The sequence below is a fragment of the Paenibacillus sacheonensis genome, assembly GCF_009909195.1.
In the GTDB taxonomy this organism is placed as follows: domain Bacteria; phylum Bacillota; class Bacilli; order Paenibacillales; family Paenibacillaceae; genus Paenibacillus_Z; species Paenibacillus_Z sacheonensis.
In genome coordinates this window covers 26,084-46,626 of sequence record NZ_JAAAMU010000017.1, presented here as the reverse complement: position 1 = coordinate 46,626, position 20,543 = coordinate 26,084, and the positions used below count along the sequence as shown (strand labels likewise).

Sequence of the window (20,543 nt, the reverse complement as noted above, 5' to 3'; positions counted from 1 at the left end):
TCCGTTTTATGCTTAGCCGTACAGGGAGCTTCTTCTTGTTCGTGGGGAATAAATTGGGGGTCCGGGGAGATACTGAACATTAATGTTTCTCCTTGGGAGGTAATCACGTTGACCCGAAATAAAGTCGAGATCTGTGGAGTGGATACCGCTAAACTGCCTGTCCTTACGAATGCCGAGATGCGCGAGCTCTTCACGGCATTGCAAACGCAAAACGAATGGGCAGCAAGAGAGAAATTAGTCAATGGCAACTTGAGGCTTGTGCTTAGCGTGATTCAACGGTTCAACAACCGCGGGGAATTCGTCGACGATCTCTTCCAAGTCGGCTGCATCGGCCTCATGAAAGCAATCGACAATTTCGATCTCAGTCAGAATGTAAAGTTTTCAACCTATGCGGTTCCGATGATTATCGGCGAGATTCGCCGCTACCTCCGGGATAACAACCCGATCCGCGTCTCGCGCAGTCTGCGGGATATCGCCTACAAGGCGCTCCAGGTAAGGGACAGCCTCACGAACAAAAATTCGCGAGAGCCGACGATTTTCGAAATTTCCGAAGCGCTGAACGTTCCGAAGGAGGATGTCGTCTTCGCGCTTGATGCCATTCAAGACCCGGTATCCTTGTTCGAGCCCATCTATCATGACGGCGGCGACCCCATCTACGTGATGGATCAGATTAGCGACGATAAGAATAAGGACGTCTCATGGATCGAGGAAATCGCTCTCCGCGAAGCGATGCATAAGTTGAACGAGCGCGAGAAAATGATCCTCTCCATGCGTTTCTTCGAAGGCAAGACGCAAATGGAAGTCGCCGACGAGATCGGCATTTCGCAGGCGCAGGTATCCCGGCTGGAGAAGTCGGCCATTCAGCAAATGCAGAAGCATGTCAAGACTTGAACGGCTGCCCTTACGCAGCACGGACTACTGCAATTCGAACCCCTGCAATTTCGAACTTTTACGACTTCGAACTTCTGCAGCACCGAACTGCCGCAACTCCGAACGATCGCAATCAACCCTAACGGCGCCCAGCGCCGTTTTTTTTCATTTCATGCTCGACGACGAGGCTGGCCGAAGCGATAATTCGTGCCAAGCAGGACATTTTGCCCATGAGCCACATATACTGTTCATATAGGTCTGTTTGGAATCAGTCCTCCCGGAAGCGTGGTGAACGGTAAGATGAAAATATCCGATTTTCAAACGAAGGACGTCATTAATATCGTAGACGGCCGCAAGCTGGGGCAGGTGAGCGACCTCGAGCTCGATTTGCGGCAGGGACGGATCGACTCCATCGTCGTGCCAAGCTATTCCCGCTTCTTCGGCATGTTCGGCAGCGGCACGGATGTCGTTATTCCTTGGCGCAATATCGTAAAGATCGGCACGGACGTGGTGCTTGTCCGCATCGATGACGCGAAGGTGTACCGGGTGGAAGAAGACGACGTCGGCGCTCGTTGAGTCAATTTCGAAGGGATGGCCCTGCTTCGGTCGGATGCTGGCGAGCTCGCATGAAGCCGGGCCTCATGGTACACTAGTTGGCAGAGGTGAAGCCGAATATGGAATCATTTGTACAGGAACGCGCAGCGAAGAAGCCTTCGCTTTTTTTATTGTCCCCATGGGCGGAGCGTTACCGCGGATTGACGGCTGGATTCACCGGCAGGCACGGCGGCGTAAGCTCGTCTCCGTGGACGTCGCTTAATTGCGGCTTGCATGTGGGAGACGCGGACGAGGATGTGACCCACAACCGCCGAATGATTGCCGAAGCGCTGGGCTGGCCGTTCGAAGCCTGGACATGCGCGGAGCAAGTGCACGGGGATCGAGTGCTTGCCGTTACGCTGGATGACCGCGGCAAAGGAAGAGAAAGCCGGCGGACCGTCGTCGGCGACGCGGACGCGATGATGACGAACGAACGGAACGTGCTTCTGACGTCGTTCTACGCGGACTGCGTGCCGCTGTATTTCTACGATCCGAAGAATGGTGTCATCGCGCTCGCGCACGCGGGGTGGAAAGGAACGGTGCTCGAAATCGCCCGCAAAACGACGGAGGCAATGGCAGCCGGCTACGGCTCCGAACCGGCGGACATTCAAGCGGCCATCGGTCCTTCGATCGGATTATGCTGCTACGAAGTGAATGAAGTGGTCCTGGATCGGGTAATACCCCTTATCGGGCAAATGAATCTTCGGCAGGAGGAGATCGTCGTCCCGACTGTGGAAAGGAAAGCCAGGATAAACTTGAAAGAATTGAACCGACAGATTATGATAAAAGCAGGAATTTTGCCGAGTCATATCGAATGTTCAGAGTGGTGTACCGGCTGCGCTACGGATTTGTTTTTCTCCCATCGGATGGAGGGCGGAGCGACAGGCAGGATGGTCAGCTGGATCGGCATGAGTGAAGGAGAATTGAAAGCGTGACTTTGGTGCAGCGCATGGAGGCAGTTGAACGACGTCTTGCGGAGGCATGCGCAAGAAGCGGGCGGGTCCGATCGGACATCGAGCTCATCGCCGTGACGAAATACGTCGGCGCGGATCAGACGAAGTCCGTTCTGGCGCACGGCTTGACGAATTTAGGCGAGAACCGCTGGCAGGATGCGGGCGGCAAGTGGGACGCGATTACCGGGAGCCAATGGGACGCAAGCCGCGAGCATGCCCCGGCAGGACAAGCCGTCTGGCATTTTATCGGATCGCTTCAGACGAACAAGGTGAAGGACGTCATAGGCAAATTTACATATATTCATTCGCTTGACCGGTTATCGCTTGCGCAGGCGATCGAACGCAGAGCCGAGCAGCTCGGTCTTGTCGTTCCTTGCTTCCTGCAGGTGAACGTATCCGGAGAAGAGAGCAAGCACGGACTTTCGCCGGAAGGACTTTTTCCGTTCGCGAAGGAGCTCTCGGCTTTCCGCCACATTAAGCCCGTCGGCTTGATGACGATGGCGCCGATCGATGCCGAAGGCGAGCAGTCGCGCCCCGTATTCCGCGGCTTGAGAGAATTGCGCGACGAGCTTAACGGCAAGGCAGTGCTGGCAGAGCCCGTTACGGAACTGTCGATGGGCATGTCGGGGGATTTCGAAATCGCCGTCGAGGAAGGAGCCACATGGCTCAGGCTTGGAACCGTCCTGGTAGGCAAGAGCTAGATCTTGCGTGAATGGCCATGATCGGCAGCAAGTCAACTTATACGAAAGAAGGCGAAAGTCATGATCAACAAGTTCATGAGTTTTCTCGGGCTTCAGGAAGAAGAGGAAATCGTAGAGCGCGAGCGCATCGATTCTGCGCAGGACGATCAAGAAGTTGAAACTTCTCAGTTCGAAGCACGTAAACCTTCTTCGAAGGGGAATAATATCGTCAGCATTCATTCGCAGAAGAATGTTCGCGTCATCCTGAACGAGCCGCGTTCCTATGAAGAGGCGCAGGATATCGCGGATCATCTGCGATCGCGCCGCTCGGTCGTCGTCAATTTGCAGCGCGTACGCTCGGACCAGGCCGTAAGGATCGTCGATTTTCTGAGCGGTACGATATATGCGTTGAACGGGGGCATTTCGAAGCTGGGTCCCAATATTTTTCTTTGCACGCCGGATACGGTCGAAATTCAAGGTGCGATTACGGAAATGCTGACAGAAGAGCAAGACTACAAAAAAATGAGGTGACCTTGAGTTGGATGTAGCATCGTTAATAATGAATTTATCCCAGATCTACCAGTATATGATTATCGCATACGTGCTGCTTTCTTGGCTGCCCGGTCTGCGTGACAGCTTTATCGGAGAACTTCTTTCGAAGCTTGTCGAGCCGTATTTGGCCCCGTTTCGCCGGTTCATACCTTCCATCGGCGGCGTCATCGACATTTCTCCGATCGTAGCGCTGTTTGCCCTGAGATTCGTGGCTTACGGACTGATCGCTGTCTTAGATATGTTTCTATGAAGAATGAACTTTATGTGCATTTTCATCCTGACGAGCGGCCTTTCGTGGATCGCGCGTCGGAATGGGTCGACCGAGCCGCTTTTGCGCACGAATTGAAGCTGACCGATTTTCTTGATCCGAGACAGATCGAGATCGTCCTATCGCTCGCGAATCGCAATCCGGACGTCCAAGTGCGGCTGTCCGGCGGTTATGAGGGAGCGGAGCGGATGAGAGCCATGCTTGCTCCGGATTACCGGGTGCTCGATGACGAGCCGGCGAACATCGCGTTGATCGAAGTGACCGGCGGCACGCAGGGGCATCTGCAGCTGGATCACGGCGATTACCTGGGCGCATTGCTGGGCCTCGGCATCAAGCGGGATCGAATCGGCGACCTGCATATCCATGAGGATCGCTGCCATTGCCTCGTCGCAGAGGAGATAGCCGATTATATCAACATCCACTTGCGCCAAGTCCACCGCGTTCATGTCCTGACGGACATTCTTCCTCTGGAGCAGCTGCGTATTGCTGCATCGGCCATGGAAGAGATGAATTTGTCGGTGGCTTCTTTGCGTTTGGACGGGATTGCAAGCGACGTGCATCGCATCAGCCGTTCCAAAATCGTGGACCCGATCCGTGCCGGCAGATGCCGCGTGAACTGGAAGGTCGAAGAGGATCCCTCCGCGCCGCTGAAGGAAGGCGACGTCGTCTCCATGCAGGGGCTTGGCCGCTTCAAGGTGCTGGGGGTCGAAGGCATCACGAAAAAAGGAAGAATGCGGGTCAGAATCGGTAAAATTATCTAGTACTTTGCAGGAATATGACTCCATCTGTCGAATCAAGAATGTATAATCGGGTAATCAACCCTTGAGACTCGTAAACATTCAGGAGGTGCGCCAATGCCGCTTACGCCATTGGACATACATAACAAGGAATTTGGCAGACGTCTTCGCGGGTACGATGAGGATGAAGTCAATGAATTTCTCGACCAGGTTATCAAAGATTACGAAGCGCTGATTCGCGAGAACAAAGAGATCCAGAATCAGGCGCTGGCCTTGCAAGAGAGATTAAACCACTTCTCGAATATCGAAGAGACGCTCAGCAAGACGATTATCGTGGCGCAGGAAGCGGCGGACGAGGTTCGAAGCAATGCGAAGAAGGAAGCGCAGCTGATCGTGAAGGAAGCAGAGAAGAACGCGGACCGGATCATCAACGATTCGCTGAACAAATCCCGTAAAGTCTCGCTGGAGGTCGAAGAGCTGAAGAAGCAGGCGGCGATCTACCGTGCTCGATTCCGGACGCTCGTGGAAGCGCAGCTTGAGCTCCTTAACCTGGAGGGATGGGATTCGCTCGAGGTTGCTCCGTCACTTGCCAGCGAGAATGTCCGCGGGTCGTAATTTTCATGGGGTTTTGTTTGACAAAAGTATTGGAATGACGTATAAATGGTAATAATCCATGTATACGATCATTTCGTTGACGAGAACGAGTACGCACTCGAATGTTCCCCAGAGAGCCGGCATTTGCTGAAAGCCGGCGTTCGGACGATTGCGGAATATCCTCTCTGAGATGCGATGCCGAACCCCGCGAAGCTTCGCGGGCAGTAAGCACCGCCGGATTTCCCCCGTTACGCGGAACTCGGATGGCAAGTAAGCCTCCGTGACGAAGGTGCCAAGACGCGGCGCTGTGTTTGCCTTGATGGTCAAGGCACGCTGCAGCAGCGGATTGGAACAAGGGTGGTATCGCGAGCCAAGTCTCGTCCCTTTACAGGGGCGGGGCTTTTTTTATTTTCAGGACATGAAAGGGGTAGAGGTCATGCAGCGCGTTGACGTCAAGGAAAAGGCAAGAAGCCGGGACCTGCGGGTTCTGAGCAAGTGGAAAGAGGAGAATACGTTCCAACAATCCATCGACAGCAAAGAGGGCAAGCCGAACTTCGTCTTCTACGAGGGACCCCCGACGGCAAACGGCAAGCCGCATATCGGGCATGTGCTCGGACGGGTCATCAAGGATTTTATCTGCCGCTACAAAACGATGGACGGCTATCGCGTCGTTCGCAAAGCCGGATGGGATACGCATGGCCTTCCCGTCGAGCTGGGCGTGGAGAAGCAGCTGGGCATCTCCGGCAAACAGGAGATCGAGGACTACGGCGTGGAAGCTTTTATCACGAAATGCAAGAACAGCGTCTTCGAGTACGAGCGTCAATGGCGCGAACTGACGGAAGCGATCGGCTATTGGACGAACATGGACGATCCGTACATCACGCTGAACAATGACTATATCGAGAGCGTGTGGAACATCCTGTCCACCATCCATGGCAAAGGCTTGTTGTACCGCGGCCACCGGGTCAGCCCGTATTGCCCGGACTGCCAAACGACGCTCAGCTCCCACGAGGTCGCGCAAGGCTACGAGGACGTCAAGGATCTCAGCGCGACGGTGAAATTCAAGCTGCAGGACAGCAACGAATACGTGCTCGCATGGACGACGACCCCTTGGACGCTTCCGGCCAACGCGGCGCTGGCCGTCAATCCGAACCTGACGTACGCGCGCGTGCTGAAGGACGGCGAAGTTTACATCGTTGCGGAAGCGCTGGCCGAGAGCGTCATGAAGGGCGATTTCCAGCTGCAATCGACGTTTAAGGGTTCGGAGCTGCTGAACTTGAAGTATGAGCCTCCGTTCCGCTATGTGCCCGTGGAAAACGGTCACTTCATCATCCCGGGCGATTTCGTCAGCGACACGAGCGGTACGGGTATCGTTCATATCGCGCCGGCGCACGGGGACGACGACTACAAGGTTGCTCGTCAGAACAACGTCAGCTTCCTGAACGTGGTCGACAACGCCGGCCGTTACGTCGATGCCGTGACCGATCTCGCCGGCCGTTTCGTCAAGGAATGCGACGTGGACATCGTGAAAATGCTCAGCGAGCGCGGACTGCTGTTCTCGAAGGAACGCTACGAGCACAGCTATCCGTTCTGCTGGCGCTGCAAGACGCCGTTGATCTACTATGCGACGGACAGCTGGTTCATCGAGACCACGGCCGTAAAAGACCAGCTGATCGCCAATAACAACGAGGTTGACTGGTACCCGGGCCATCTCCGCGAAGGCCGTTTCGGCAAATTCCTGGAGGATCTCGTCGATTGGAATATCAGCCGCAACCGCTATTGGGGAACGCCGCTCAACGTATGGATCTGCGACAAATGCGGCGGCCAGCATTCGCCGGGCAGCCGCGCCGATCTAGCGGCACGCTCGATCAATCCGATCTCGGAAAACATCGAGCTGCACAAGCCTTACGTAGACGAGGTGAAGCTGCATTGCCCGCATTGCGAAGGCGGCGTGATGACGCGCACCTCCGAAGTCGTGGACGTATGGTTCGACAGCGGCTCCATGCCTTTCGCGCAGTACCATCAGCCATTCGAGAAGCAGCAGACATTCGCGGAACAATACCCGGCGGATATCATCTGCGAAGGCATCGACCAAACGCGGGGCTGGTTCTTCAGCTTGCTGGCCGTATCGACGCTTTACAATGGCAAGGCTCCGTATAAAGCCGTCATCTCGACGGGCCATATCTTGGACGAGAACGGACAGAAGATGTCCAAATCCAAGGGGAACGTCATCGATCCGTGGGAAATCATCGACGAGTACGGCACGGACGCATTCCGTTGGGCGCTTCTCGCGGACAGCGCGCCTTGGAACAGCAAACGTTTCTCGCGCGGCATCGTCGGCGAAGCGAAGTCCAAGGTCATCGATACGATCGTGAACACGCATGCGTTCTTCGCGCTGTATGCGTCCATCGACGGTTACGATCCGGCTTCGCAGCCCGACCGCGTATCCCCGGGCAAGCTTGACCGCTGGATCGTATCGCGACTGAACAGTCTTACGGTGAACGTTAACAAAAGCTTGGACGACTACGACTTCTTGAACGCAGCCAAAGGGATCGAGAGCTTCGTGGATGAGCTCAGCAACTGGTACATCCGCCGTTCCCGCGACCGGTTCTGGGGAAGCGGCCTGACGGACGACAAGCTCGACGCCTATGGCACGCTTCGTTCGGTATTGCTCACGCTGTCGCGCCTGATCGCGCCGTTCGCTCCGATGCTGGCCGAAGACGTGTACACCAATCTTGGCGGAAGCGGGAGCGTCCACCTGGCCGATTATCCGAAAGCCGACGAGTCGGCGATCGACGAGAAGCTCGAACGCGACATGGAAACGGCCAGACAGATCGTCGAGCTCGCGCGCAACGTCCGCAACGAGACCGGCATCAAGACGCGCCAACCGCTCGCGGAACTCATCGTTGCGTTGGACAATGAGTTCGAATTGTCGCTGTACGAGGATATCATCAAGGACGAGATCAATGTCAAAACGATCACGATCGCAAGCGGGGACAGCGGCTTCGTCGACTTCGCCTTCAAGCTGAACCTGAAGGTCGCGGGCAAGAAATACGGCAAGCATGTCGGTCCGATCCAAGCCTACTTGAAGTCGCTGCTTCCGGATGAGACGATCGACATCGTGAAGGCGGGCGAGCTGTCCTACACCTCGCTGGAAGGCGAGAGCTTCGTCATCGGTTTGGATGAGCTGCTCGTGGAGAAGCAGGCGAAGTCGGGCTTTGCATCCGCATCGGGCTATCAGCTGACGGTAGCGATCAATACGGATATTACGCCGGAGCTGGAGCAGGAAGGTTTGGTCCGCGAAGTCATCCGCGCCGTGCAGGATACGCGCAAGAAGCTGGATCTGCCGATCGAGCAGCGCGTTCAGCTCATCTTGGACGTCGATGCGGAATTGCATGCGGCACTGGAAGCATTCAAGGACGTGCTGTTCGAGAACGTGCTCCTGAGCGGCGTGGCTTATGGCAGCGAAGCGGGCATGGAACGCGTATCGCTCGGGGACCGCGAGATTGGAATCGCGATTTCGGGGGCATAGTAATTTCATAGCAGCAAACGAACGAACGCCCATGGCGGATCGGTCACTCGGCTTTTGCCGCTTGACCGGACGCTGCATGGGCTTCGTTTTCGTTTGGAAAGCCAAGCATATAAAGGACTGGATAGCTATGAAGACGGAAGAACACGAAGATATGCATAACGTACGCACGTCGCTTGTCGCGTTGGAGGAGAGATTGCAGAAGCTGTCGGCACAGATGGAGCGAACCCAGATCGCGGACTACGTCCAGCTGCTCAATCGTCCGTTCTCGCTCATGTGGCGGAACATACTCGGCGGGCTGTCCCGCGGGATCGGCATCGCGATCGGGTTTACGATATTCGCCTCCACCATTCTCTATGTGCTTCAGCTTCTCGGCGCGCTCAACTTGCCGATAATCGGCGATTACATCGCGGATATCGTCCGGATCGTACAACATCAACTGGAGGGAAAGACCTACTAGGTTCCCTTACTCCCTTAATCCCGTTCCAGCAGGTGATCGCCTTCGTCGTGCTCCAGATAGTCGTCGTAAGCTTGATTGCGTACGATATAACGATGGCTGCCCGTAATATCGGTTGCGACGAAGCTCTCGAACGGCTCGACATACCCATCTGCCTCGTCCGCTTCTAAGCCGACCTCGTCATAGGAAGTAACTTCGCGGTTCTCGGACATCGCCGGCGAATTGGAGTTCCCCCAGCTCTCGACGATTTGCCAGGCATCTTCGCCGTCGAAGCCCGTATAACCGTCCTCGTTCTCATCCAAGCTGGTGCGCCCGAACGGCGGCTGCAAGAATGATTCCTCGATGGGTCTGTGATCGGATACTTCCTGCCTGGGCGAGTGCGCTACGCAATAGAGGGCGTCCGGAAGCGCCTGAAGCCGAGCCGGAGGAATCGGTTCGCCGCAAGTCCGGCAGGTCCCGTAGCTTCCGTCTTCCATGGCGGCGAGCGCCGCGTTGATGCGGTTCAGATGGAGCTCTTCCTGCTCGTGAAGCGCGATATCCTTGCCGCGTTCGTACGTTTCGGTAGCCGCATCGCCGGGATGGTTGTCATAGGCGGACAAATCGCCGGATTCGTCCCGCAACGAGGCATCGAGGCCGTAATGCTCGCTGCTCGCAAGACGCTGCTCGGCTGCCGCCTTTTCCACGATCAGCTGGCTGCGGAGGTTGCGAAGCTGTGCATTCGTCAGATTCGTCATCGGTGAGTTACCTTCTTTCATGGGAGCGGATTGTCATTCATGCTGTGCCGTTAGCTTACGCATCGCAAGCGGTTTTTAGCGGCGGACAATCATGGATGCGCTGGCAGGAAGAAGCGGAAACGCGCTGGTCGAATGATAATGGGATATGCTACAATGTGGGGGATAAGGGGGCATATGGCGTGAAATTTTATTATTATTGGCTGGCGGTTTTTGTGCTCGTCGTCGATTATGCGAGTAAGAAGTGGGTCGAACATAGCTTGGCGATGTACGAGACGAAGCATGTGCTTGGCGATTTCTTTATCATTACCTCCATACGGAACAAGGGAGCGGCCTTCAGCATTTTGCAGGAGAAACGAACGTTGTTCCTGATCATCACGTTGATCGTCGTCGCCGGCATCGTTTGGTATTTGATGAAGAACCGCAAATCCGGTAAAGTATTGCTGCTTTCCGGGCTCGGACTCGTGCTTGGCGGTGCGGTCGGCAACTTTATCGACCGTTTATTGTACGGAGAAGTCGTTGATTTTCTGCAGTTTACGTTTGGCAGTTATGTATTCCCGATATTCAATTTGGCGGACTCCGGCATTTGCATCGGCGTCGGCATGATATTGCTGGATGCGCTGTTGACATCCAAAAACGAGAACGGAGATTCAAATTCAAATGGACAAGAACGAAATGAATCCGAAGGACATCAATTTATCCAGTGAAGACATGGACCCCATGGTCTTTGAGGCAGCCGACGAACATGCCGGCGAAAGGCTGGACAAGTACGTCACCGAAAGCATGGACGACGGCGCGGCCGTATCCCGTACGCAGGTACAGGATTGGATCAAGAACGGCGCCGTTCTCGTAAACGGCCGCGAGGTCAAATCCAATTACAAGCTAACCGTGGCCGACGTGGTCACGGTTATTGTGCCCGAACCCGAGGAAGCCGTGATAGAACCGCAAGCGATTCCGCTAGATATCGTATACGAAGACAGCGACGTTATCGTCATCAATAAGCCGCGAGGCATGGTCGTTCATCCCGCGCCGGGACATTATACGGGAACGATCGTGAATGCGCTGATGCACCACTGCACGGATCTCTCCGGCATTAACGGCGTTCTGCGGCCGGGCATCGTGCACCGGATCGATAAGGATACGTCGGGACTGATCATGGCCGCGAAGAACGACCTGGCGCATGCCTCGCTGGCTGCCCAGTTGAAGGCCCATACGGTGACGCGCAAATACATGGCGCTCGTGCATGGGAACATGCCGCATGAGAACGGAACCGTGGACGCGCCGATCGGACGGGATCCGAAGGACCGCAAGCAATATACGGTCATTCATAAAGGCAGCAAGGAAGCGGTCACCCATTTTCAAGTGGTCGAGCGGTTCGGCGATTATACGCTGCTGGAGCTGCAGCTGGAAACCGGACGGACGCATCAAATCCGCGTCCATATGAAGTACATCGATCATCCGCTTGCCGGAGATCCCGTCTATGGCCGAAACAAAACGATCGGACTTAAAGGACAAGCGCTCCATGCGGCATTGCTCGGCTTCGTGCATCCCCGCAGCGGCGAATATTTGGAGTTCCAAGCGCCGATTCCGCCGGATATGGAGCATGAATTGATGATTTTGCGGCAGCGATAGGCGATTGGTTTGCGTTCTCTGACGGATGTCGGAGAATGCAGCATTCGCCTACACCCTCGAATGAGATGAGATCGGTGCAGCTATTGTCCAGATACGGAATAGTGCAAACTTTTCACTATATTCTTTATATGGCGGGCGACCTGCTGTACGCTATGATGGAACCATAGTATAAACTCCGAATCGAAGGGTGAGATTACGCGAAATGACGCAAATTAACCATCACTATACACAGCTGCAGGGAAGTTACCTCTTCTCCGAAATCGCAAAACGCCGCACGAAATTCATTCAAGACAATCCGAATGCCCAAATCATCAGCCTTGGCATTGGCGATGTGACGCGAGGCCTGCCGGACGCCATTACGAAAGCGATGCACGATGCCGTCGACGAGCTCGCCAACCCAACGACGTTCCGCGGGTACGGCCCGGAGCAAGGCTATGACTTCCTGATCAATGAAATCATCAACAACGACTACAAAGCACGCGGCATCGATATCGCGACGAACGAAGTATTCGTCAGCGACGGTTCCAAATGCGATGTCGGCAACATTCAAGAAATTTTCAGCCAGGACGCGGTCGTTGCCGTTCAAGACCCTGTATATCCCGTATACGTGGACACGAACGTTATGGCAGGCCGTTCCGGTAATTTCAATAAAGAAACGAATCAATACGAGAACATCGTATACCTGAAGTGCGACGCGTCGAACAACTTCACGCCAAGCCTTCCGGATCGAAAGGTCGATCTCATCTACCTGTGCTACCCGAACAATCCGACGGGCATGACGCTGACCAAGGCGGAACTGAAGGTATGGGTTGACTTCGCGAAGGCAAACAACTGCATCATCCTCTACGATTCCGCGTACGAGGCATTCATCCAGGAAGCGGACGTGCCGCGCTCCATCTACGAAATCGAAGGCGCGAAGGAAGTCGCCATCGAATTCCGCAGCTTCTCGAAGACAGCCGGCTTCACGGGCGTTCGCTGCGCCTACACGGTCGTTCCCCGCGAGCTGAAAGCGAAGGACGCGGAGGGCAACGTCGTTCTTGTGAACGATCTGTGGAACCGCCGCCACACAACTAAATTCAATGGCGTCTCTTATGTAACGCAGCGCGGTGCCGCGGCTATCTATACGCCGGAAGGCAAAGCGCAGATCAATGCGATCATCGACTACTACATGACGAACGCCGGCATTATCCGCGACGGCCTTGCATCGCTCGGGCTGGACGTATTCGGCGGCGTGAATGCGCCTTATATCTGGCTGAAGACGCCAAACGGTTTCGATTCCTGGGCTTTCTTCGACAAACTGCTGTCGGAGGCGAATATCGTGGGTACGCCGGGCGTCGGCTTCGGTCAAGCCGGTCAAGGCTACTTCCGCCTGACGGCGTTCGGCAGCCGGGAAAATACGGAAAAAGCGGTAGAACGGATCACGAAATTGAGCCTGTAGTCAAAAGATCATTGACATCATTTGTCGAATGTGACATAATTCTTTTGATAAACAGCAGTACCTTTAACTCAGTCCAGAGAGGCTGGCAAGGTAACGTGAATCGTTTTATCGACCGAACGGGGGACAGCCCTGCCACTGGCGCAGCTTGGCGCAAGTGGGATTTGTCCAACCTCAAGGCCGAGCTTTCCAAAACGACGAAACTCCTTGCGCAACCTGCAAGGAGTTTTTTTTGTGACAAATGAACTTCGCACGCATGCAAGGAGGCGCTTGAAACGGATGGATGAACAGCATCGCGTCATTATGGACGAAACCGCGATTCGACGCGCACTGACGCGGATCGCCCATGAAATCGTCGAGAAGAACAAAGGGATCGACAACTGCGTGATCGTCGGCATCCGCACGCGCGGCATTTACCTTGCCGAGCGCATCGCCGAACAGATCCGCGAGATTGAAGGGCTACCGGTGGAAGTGCAGGAGCTCGACATCACGCAGTACCGCGACGACAGGGAAACCGGCAGCGGGGGCGCGCCTTTGGCAGGCTCCTCGCTCCATGTAAAGAACAAGCGGGTGATCCTGTTCGACGACGTGCTGTACACGGGACGTACGATTCGGGCGGCGATGGATGCCCTGATGGATCTCGGTCGTCCGCAGAGCATCCAGCTGGCGGTTCTGGTCGACAGAGGGCATAGAGAGCTGCCGATCCGGCCGGATTACGTCGGGAAGAACGTCCCCACCTCGAAGCAAGAGCAAATCGAAGTTTCTCTGCAGGAAGTCGACGAGAACGATCAAGTGACGATTATCCATTAAGGGGGAAACTACAACATGGCGATGGCAACGATGGTCAAGCAGCGAAGTTTGCTTGGTCTGAAGGAATTAAGCAAGGAAGAGATCGAATCGATCTTGACCCGAGCGGCATACTGGGAAGCCAGCCCGAATAAGATCGAGCCGGTTCTGCAAGGTAAATTTATCGCAAACATGTTTTTCGAGAATAGTACAAGGACACGGTTCTCCTTCGAAGTCGCGGAGAAACGCCTTGGCGCCGAAGTGTTGAACTTCTCGGCCGCCGTATCCAGCGTCCAGAAGGGCGAATCGATCTACGATACGGTCCGGACCTTGGAATCGATGGGCATCGACGCCGGAATTATCCGTCTCAAGCCGAACGGCGTTCTGGCCGAGCTGGCGACGAAGATCAACGTACCGCTGATTAACGCGGGCGACGGCAATAACGAGCATCCGACGCAGGCGCTGCTCGATCTGTACACGATGCGCAAGCAGTTCGGCGAGCTGCGAGGACTGACGGTGTCGATTATCGGTGACATTCAGCACAGCCGCGTCGCACGCTCGAATCTGTACGCGCTGCAAAAATTCGGTGCCAAGGTTCAATTCTGCGCGCCGGGCAACATGTCGGCACCGGAGTTGAACGCACCGCTGGTCTCGATGGAAGAGGCGCTGAAGGCGGACGTCATCATGATGCTGCGCGTGCAGCTGGAGCGTCATGAATCGGGCATGATGGGAACGCCCGAGGCATATCGCGAGCAGTACGGGTTGACGGTTGAACGGGCATCGCGCATCGCGCCGCATGCCATCATCATGCACCCGGCACCGATCAACCGGGGCGTCGAGATCGACGATGAGCTAGTGGAGCATGGACAGTCGCGCATCTTCCCGCAAATGCAAAACGGCGTACCGATCCGGATGGCCGTGATCGAACGGGCACTGACCTAACGGGTCGAAAGGAGAACAACGATGGCAACTTGGATTTTAAACGGCTTGGTATGGAACGAAACGACGGGTGAAACGGAATTGAAGCATATCCGCATTGCGGAAGGCGTCATCGCTCAGATCGAGGATGCAGCCGCAGGACGACCGGATACGAACGGGCACGATACGATCGACGCGAACGGCAAGCTGGTCTCCGCAGGCTTCATCGATATGCATGTGCATCTGCGCGAGCCGGGTTTCGAATATAAGGAAGACATTGCGAGCGGCACGCGCTCGGCGGCCGCAGGGGGCTTCACGACGATCGCCTGCATGCCGAACACGCGGCCGGTCACGGACACGGCGGAAACGGTCCGCTACATTCTCGATAAAGCGGCAAGCGCGGGAATCGTCAACGTGCTGCCGTATGCGGCCATCACGAAGAACGAGCTGGGACGCGAACTGACGGATTTCGCCGCCCTGAAGGAAGCGGGCGCGGTCGGCTTCACGGACGACGGCGTAGGCGTGCAGAACGCGCAAATGATGAAAGATGCCATGAAGCTGGCGGCTTCCATGAATATGCCGGTCATCGCGCACTGCGAGGATGATTCGCTCGTCGTGGGCGCCGCGGTTACCGAAGGCAAATTCGCTGCGGCGAACGGCCTCAAGGGCATCCCGAACGAATCCGAAGCGATTCACGTCGGCCGCGACATCCTGCTGGCGGAAGCAACGGGCGTGCACTATCATGTCTGCCACGTCAGCACCGAGCAGTCGGTTCGATTGATCCGGCATGCGAAGCAGTTCGGCATTAACGTGACCGCCGAGGTATGCCCGCACCATCTGATTCTGTCGGACGAAGATATTCCCGGCATGGACGCGAACTGGAAAATGAACCCTCCGCTCCGTACGCCGCGAGACGTACAAGCGGTCATCGAAGGCTTGCAAGACGGTACGCTCGACATCATCGTCACCGACCACGCGCCGCACAGCGCGGAAGAGAAAGCGAAAGGCATGCTGCTGGCACCGTTCGGCATCACCGGGTTCGAGACGGCTTTCCCGCTGCTGTACACCCGATTCGTCCGCACGGGCAGATGGACGCTCGGCTTCCTGCTCCAACGGATGACTTCGGATCCCGCTCGGGTATTCGGCCTGCAGAGCGGCGTACTGAATGTCGGCGCGCCTGCCGATCTGACCATCGTGGACTTGGAGAACGAACGCGAAGTGAAACCGGAAACGTTCGCTTCCAAAGGAAAGAATACGCCATTCGGCGGCTGGAAGCTCTTCGGCTGGCCGACGGCGACAATCGTGAACGGCAGCCTCGTTTGGTCGGAACAATAAGAGAAGCACGCAACTTGATAACAGGAGTGATACGGATGCAAGCAAGATTGTTATTGGAAGACGGCACGCTGTTTACGGGCCTTGGATTTGGCGCCGAAGGACAGTCCAGCGGCGAAGTCGTATTTAATACAGGCATTACAGGCTACCAAGAGGTGCTCTCGGATCCGTCCTACTGCGGACAAATCGTGTCCATGACCTACCCGCTCATCGGCAACTACGGCATCACGCGCGATGATTTCGAGACGGTTGCTCCATTCATCCACGGCTTCGTCGTACGCCGCCACGAACCGATTCCAAGCAACTGGAGAGCGCAATATTCGATCGACGGCCTGCTGAAAGAACACGGCATCATCGGCATCAGCGAGATCGATACCCGGATGCTGACCCGTATCCTTCGCCATCACGGCACGATGAAAGGCATCCTGACGACGGGCAACGAGCGTGTCGAAGAATTGCAGGAGCGCCTGTCCGTTACGCCGCTGATGCGCGATCAAGTCGCCCGCACGTCGACGAAAAGCATCTTCACGAGCCCCGGCGAACGCGAGCGTATCGTGCTCGTGGACTACGGCGCGAAGAGCGGCATTCTGCGCGAGCTGACGAAGCGCGGCTGCGACGTCGTCGTCGTTCCGCATGATACGACAGCCGAGCAGATCCGCCGCCTGAACCCGGACGGCATTCAGCTGTCCAACGGCCCCGGCGACCCGAAAGACGTCCCGCATGCCGTGAAAATGATTCAAGAACTGCTTGGCGAGTATCCGATCTTCGGGATCTGCCTCGGCCACCAGCTGTTCGCTCTTGCATGCGGCGCGGATACGGCGAAGTTGAAATTCGGCCATCGCGGCGGCAACCATCCCGTTAAAGATCTGGCGACGAACCGCTGCTACATCACTTCGCAGAACCATGGCTATACCGTTCTGGAAGAGACGGTCGCGGGAACGAAGCTGGAAGTGACGCATATCAATAACAACGACCGGACGATCGAAGGCTTGAAGCACGCGGAATTCCCTGCCTTCTCCGTGCAGTACCATCCGGAAGCGGCACCTGGACCGCTGGATAACAGCTACTTGTTCGATCAATTCCTGGACATGATCCGCGAGACGAAACGAAACAACCCGCAAAAACCGCGTCAAGCTCAATTGGCGGCGTCATTGAGAGGAGAACTGCAATATGCCCAGAAATAACAAACTCAAAAAAATCCTCGTTATCGGTTCCGGCCCGATCGTTATCGGACAGGCGGCTGAATTTGACTACGCCGGCACGCAAGCTTGCCAAGCATTGAAAGAAGAAGGCTACGAGGTCGTCCTGATCAACAGCAACCCTGCCACGATCATGACCGACACCAACATGGCGGATAAAGTATACATCGAGCCGATCACGCTGGACTTCGTCACGCAGATCATCCGTCAAGAGCGTCCGGACGGATTGCTTCCGACGCTCGGCGGACAAACCGGTCTGAATATGGCCGTCGAGCTGGCGCGCGCAGGCGTACTGGAACGCGAGAACGTGCAATTGCTCGGCACGCAGCTGACGGCGATCGAGAAAGCGGAAGACCGCGACTTGTTCCGTGACCTGATGCGCGAATTGGAGCAGCCCGTGCCGGAGAGCGTCATCGTGACGACGGTCGAAGAAGCGGTTGTCTTCGCCAACGAGATCGGTTACCCGATCATCGTTCGCCCGGCTTATACGCTTGGCGGAACAGGCGGCGGCATCTGCGCGGACGAAGTCGAGCTGCGGGAAACGGTCGCATCCGGTATCCGTTACAGCCCGATCAGCCAATGCCTCATCGAGAAATCGATCGCGGGTATGAAAGAAGTCGAATACGAAGTCATGCGCGATGCGAACGATAACTGCATCGTCGTGTGCAACATGGAGAACTTCGACCCCGTCGGCGTACATACCGGCGATTCTATCGTCGTAGCGCCAAGCCAAACGCTGTCCGACCGCGAGTATCAAATGCTCCGCTCGGCGTCGCTGAAGATCATTCGCGCGCTGAACATCGAAGGCGGCTGCAACGTACAGTTCGCGCTGGATCCGTTCAGCTTCCAATACTACGTCATCGAAGTGAATCCGCGCGTAAGCCGCTCTTCGGCGCTGGCTTCCAAAGCGACCGGCTATCCGATCGCCAAGATGGCGGCCAAGATCGCAATCGGCTACACGTTGGACGAAATCGTCAACCCGGTAACGGGACAAACGTACGCCTGCTTCGAGCCGACGCTGGATTACATCGTATCCAAAATCCCGCGCTGGCCGTTCGATAAATTCATTTCCGCCAACCGCAAGCTTGGCACGCAAATGAAAGCGACCGGCGAAGTCATGGCAATCGGACGCACGTTCGAGGAATCCATTCACAAAGCGGTTCGCTCGCTCGAAATCGGCACCCATCGCATTCACCTCAAGGATGCAGGAGAGCTTACGGAAGACGTCTTGAAGGTTCGCCTGCAAAAGCCCGACGACGAGCGCATGTTCCTGGTCGCGGAAGCCTTCCGCCGCGGGTACAAGCTGCAGGAAATTCAAGACCTGACCAACATCGACTGGTGGTTCCTCGACAAGCTGGAAGGCATCGTAGCGTTCGAAGCCCAGCTTCGCGGAGCGACTATCTTGACGAAAGAACAGCTGTACCAAGCGAAACGCAAAGGGTTCTCGGACCGTTCCATCGCCGAAATCCGCCGCGAAGGCGGTCACTCGACGCATACGAACGAGTACGACATCCGTGCGTATCGTCTGGAGCATGGTCTCAAGCCGGTTTACAAAATGGTGGATACCTGCGCGGCAGAATTCGAAGCGACGACGCCGTACTACTACTCGACCTACGAGGTTGAGAACGAAGTTACGGAAACCGACAAGCAGAAAGTACTCGTGCTCGGTTCGGGTCCGATCCGGATCGGCCAGGGCATCGAGTTCGACTACTCGACGGTCCACGCGGTGTGGGCGATTCAGAAGGCCGGCTACGAAGCGGTCATCATCAACAACAACCCGGAAACGGTCTCGACGGATTTCAGCACGTCCGACCGTCTATACTTCGAACCGCTTTTCTTCGAAGACGTCATGAACGTTATCGAGCAAGAGAAACCGATCGGCGTCATCGTGCAGTTCGGCGGCCAAACGGCGATTAACCTCGCGGCTCCGCTGACGAAAGCCGGCGTTCGCATCCTCGGCTCCAGCTTGGAGAGCATCGACGCGGCAGAGGACCGCAAGAAATTCGAAGCGCTGCTTCGCGAGCTGAACGTTCCGCAGCCGCAAGGTTCGACCGTGACGTCCGTTGATGCCGCAGTCGCGGTTGCGCAAGGCCTCGGTTATCCGGTGCTGGTACGTCCATCGTACGTCCTCGGCGGCCGCGCAATGGAAATCGTCTACTCCGATGAAGAGCTGCTGACGTACATGGTGCAAGCCGTGAAGATCAATCCGGAGCATCCGGTCCTGATCGACCGTTACATGCTGGGCAAAGAAGCGGAAGTCGACGCGATCTGCGACGGCGATACCGTGCTGATCCCGGGCATCATGGAGCATGTCGAGCGCGCTGGCGTTCACTCCGGCGATTCCATCGCGGTATACCCGCCGCAATCGATCTCGCAGGAACTGCAGCAGAAGATGGTCGACATCACGATCAAAATCGCGCGCGGCCTGAACGTTATCGGCTTGGTCAACATCCAGTTCGTCATCTTCCAGGACGAAGTGTACGTCATCGAGGTTAACCCGCGCTCCTCGCGTACGGTTCCGTTCCTCAGCAAAGTGACGAACATTCCGATGGCGAACCTCGCTACTCAGGCGATTCTCGGCACGAAGCTGACAGATCTCGGTTACACGGAAGGCCTGTGGCCGGAAGACGAGTACGTCTCGGTCAAAGTACCGGTCTTCTCCTTTGCCAAGCTGCGCCGCGTCGACCCGACGCTGACGCCGGAAATGAAATCGACGGGCGAGGTTATGGGCCGCGATCAGCATTACGCGAAGGCGCTGTATAAAGGCCTCGTAGGAGCGGGCATGCGTATCCCGCCGACGGGCTCCATCATCGCGACGGTTGCCGACAAGGATAAACCGGAAGCGATCGAAATCCTGCGCGGCTTCTACGAGCTGGGCTACAACATCATCGCGACGGGCGGCACGGCTACGGCCTTGGAAGAAGCCGGTCTGCGCGTGAAGACGGTGAACAAGCTGAGCGAAGGCTCGCCGAACATCTTGGATCTTATCCGCGACGGCCAAGCGCACTTCGTCGTCAATACGCTTACCAAAGGCAAGGCGCCGGAGCGCGACGGCTTCCGTATCCGCCGGGAAGCGGTCGAGAACGGCGTGGTCTGCATGACGTCCCTGGATACCGTACGCGCATTGCTGAACATGCTGGAGACCATCAACTTCTCCTCGCGTCCGATGCCCGTACTGGCTAAGAAATAAGCGACTTCCAGTAATCTGAATGAATCCCATGATTACAACAACTGAATGAATCGCTACAAGATGGCCGTATTTCGGCCGCCGCGAAA

19 protein-coding genes and 1 other annotated feature are annotated in these 20,543 nt (G+C 56.2%); of the genes, 18 read left to right on the top strand and 1 reads right to left on the bottom strand.

Annotated elements, in window-relative coordinates; genetic code table 11:
- The first annotated feature begins 108 nt into the window (after nt 1-108).
- The 10 genes from sigG (at nt 109) to GT003_RS24705 (ending at nt 9,237) form a co-directional block, all read left to right on the top strand.
- A complete protein-coding gene (sigG, locus tag GT003_RS24750) occupies nt 109-891 on the top strand; it encodes an RNA polymerase sporulation sigma factor SigG (protein ID WP_090573745.1) in 783 nt (260 codons plus the stop codon).
- A gap of 279 nt (nt 892-1,170) precedes the next feature.
- Nucleotides 1,171-1,446 carry a YlmC/YmxH family sporulation protein gene (locus tag GT003_RS24745; protein ID WP_161702985.1) on the top strand — a complete coding sequence of 92 codons (276 nt, stop codon included), beginning with the start codon at nt 1,171-1,173 and terminating at the stop codon, nt 1,444-1,446.
- A gap of 98 nt (nt 1,447-1,544) precedes the next feature.
- Nucleotides 1,545-2,399 carry a peptidoglycan editing factor PgeF gene (gene pgeF, locus GT003_RS24740; RefSeq protein WP_161702983.1) on the top strand — a complete coding sequence of 285 codons (855 nt, stop codon included), beginning with the start codon at nt 1,545-1,547 and terminating at the stop codon, nt 2,397-2,399.
- Complete coding sequence (locus GT003_RS24735; RefSeq protein ID WP_161702981.1) at nt 2,396-3,118, top strand: YggS family pyridoxal phosphate-dependent enzyme; 723 nt, start codon at nt 2,396-2,398, stop codon at nt 3,116-3,118. Before pgeF ends, GT003_RS24735 begins: the two co-directional genes overlap by 4 nt.
- 60 nt (nt 3,119-3,178) lie before the next feature.
- On the top strand, nt 3,179-3,628 hold the full coding sequence (locus GT003_RS24730) for a cell division protein SepF (RefSeq protein WP_161702979.1): 450 nt from the start codon (nt 3,179-3,181) through the stop codon (nt 3,626-3,628).
- A gap of 28 nt (nt 3,629-3,656) precedes the next feature.
- Entirely contained in the window at nt 3,657-3,899 is a 243-nt protein-coding gene (locus GT003_RS24725) for a YggT family protein (protein ID WP_161702977.1), read from the top strand.
- A complete protein-coding gene (locus GT003_RS24720; protein ID WP_161702975.1) occupies nt 3,896-4,678 on the top strand; it encodes a YlmH family RNA-binding protein in 783 nt (260 codons plus the stop codon). Before GT003_RS24725 ends, GT003_RS24720 begins: the two co-directional genes overlap by 4 nt.
- A 93-nt stretch (nt 4,679-4,771) precedes the next feature.
- Nucleotides 4,772-5,269: a DivIVA domain-containing protein gene (locus GT003_RS24715; protein ID WP_161702973.1), complete on the top strand. Its 498-nt coding sequence runs from the start codon at nt 4,772-4,774 to the stop codon at nt 5,267-5,269.
- 67 nt (nt 5,270-5,336) lie between these two features.
- Nucleotides 5,337-5,636, top strand: a binding site (T-box leader).
- A 48-nt stretch (nt 5,637-5,684) separates the two neighbouring features.
- Nucleotides 5,685-8,780, top strand: a complete 3,096-nt coding sequence (ileS, locus tag GT003_RS24710; protein WP_161702972.1) for an isoleucine--tRNA ligase — start codon at nt 5,685-5,687, stop codon at nt 8,778-8,780.
- A gap of 151 nt (nt 8,781-8,931) precedes the next feature.
- Complete coding sequence (locus GT003_RS24705; RefSeq protein ID WP_239565834.1) at nt 8,932-9,237, top strand: DUF5665 domain-containing protein; 306 nt, start codon at nt 8,932-8,934, stop codon at nt 9,235-9,237.
- A 14-nt stretch (nt 9,238-9,251) separates the two neighbouring features.
- On the opposite strand, the gene GT003_RS24700 is transcribed toward GT003_RS24705, so the two are convergent.
- The gene (locus tag GT003_RS24700) at nt 9,252-9,968 is read right to left on the bottom strand and encodes a TraR/DksA C4-type zinc finger protein (RefSeq protein ID WP_161702968.1); all 717 of its coding nucleotides are present in this window, start codon (nt 9,966-9,968) and stop codon (nt 9,252-9,254) included.
- A gap of 179 nt (nt 9,969-10,147) precedes the next feature.
- Here GT003_RS24700 and lspA point away from each other — a divergent pair, with 179 nt between their 5' ends.
- The 8 genes from lspA to carB all read left to right on the top strand — a co-directional run bounded on the left by lspA (nt 10,148) and on the right by carB (nt 20,457).
- Complete coding sequence (lspA, locus tag GT003_RS24695; RefSeq protein WP_338045925.1) at nt 10,148-10,672, top strand: signal peptidase II; 525 nt, start codon at nt 10,148-10,150, stop codon at nt 10,670-10,672.
- Nucleotides 10,626-11,597 carry an RluA family pseudouridine synthase gene (locus GT003_RS24690; protein ID WP_161702964.1) on the top strand — a complete coding sequence of 324 codons (972 nt, stop codon included), beginning with the start codon at nt 10,626-10,628 and terminating at the stop codon, nt 11,595-11,597. The genes lspA and GT003_RS24690 overlap by 47 nt, the downstream gene beginning before the upstream one ends.
- 202 nt (nt 11,598-11,799) lie before the next feature.
- Complete coding sequence (locus GT003_RS24685; protein WP_161702962.1) at nt 11,800-13,035, top strand: LL-diaminopimelate aminotransferase; 1,236 nt, start codon at nt 11,800-11,802, stop codon at nt 13,033-13,035.
- Nucleotides 13,036-13,311: 276 nt separating this feature from the next.
- Complete coding sequence (gene pyrR / locus GT003_RS24680) at nt 13,312-13,842, top strand: bifunctional pyr operon transcriptional regulator/uracil phosphoribosyltransferase PyrR (protein WP_161702959.1); 531 nt, start codon at nt 13,312-13,314, stop codon at nt 13,840-13,842.
- Between the two features lie 15 nt (nt 13,843-13,857).
- A complete protein-coding gene (locus tag GT003_RS24675; RefSeq protein WP_161702957.1) occupies nt 13,858-14,760 on the top strand; it encodes an aspartate carbamoyltransferase catalytic subunit in 903 nt (300 codons plus the stop codon).
- Nucleotides 14,761-14,781: 21 nt separating this feature from the next.
- Entirely contained in the window at nt 14,782-16,071 is a 1,290-nt protein-coding gene (locus tag GT003_RS24670; RefSeq protein ID WP_161702955.1) for a dihydroorotase, read from the top strand.
- Nucleotides 16,072-16,106: 35 nt separating this feature from the next.
- Nucleotides 16,107-17,252, top strand: coding sequence for a carbamoyl phosphate synthase small subunit (locus GT003_RS24665; RefSeq protein WP_161702953.1), 1,146 nt, complete (start codon nt 16,107-16,109; stop codon nt 17,250-17,252).
- Nucleotides 17,239-20,457: a carbamoyl-phosphate synthase large subunit gene (carB, locus tag GT003_RS24660; RefSeq protein WP_161702951.1), complete on the top strand. Its 3,219-nt coding sequence runs from the start codon at nt 17,239-17,241 to the stop codon at nt 20,455-20,457. Before GT003_RS24665 ends, carB begins: the two co-directional genes overlap by 14 nt.
- Nucleotides 20,458-20,543: the final 86 nt, after the last annotated feature.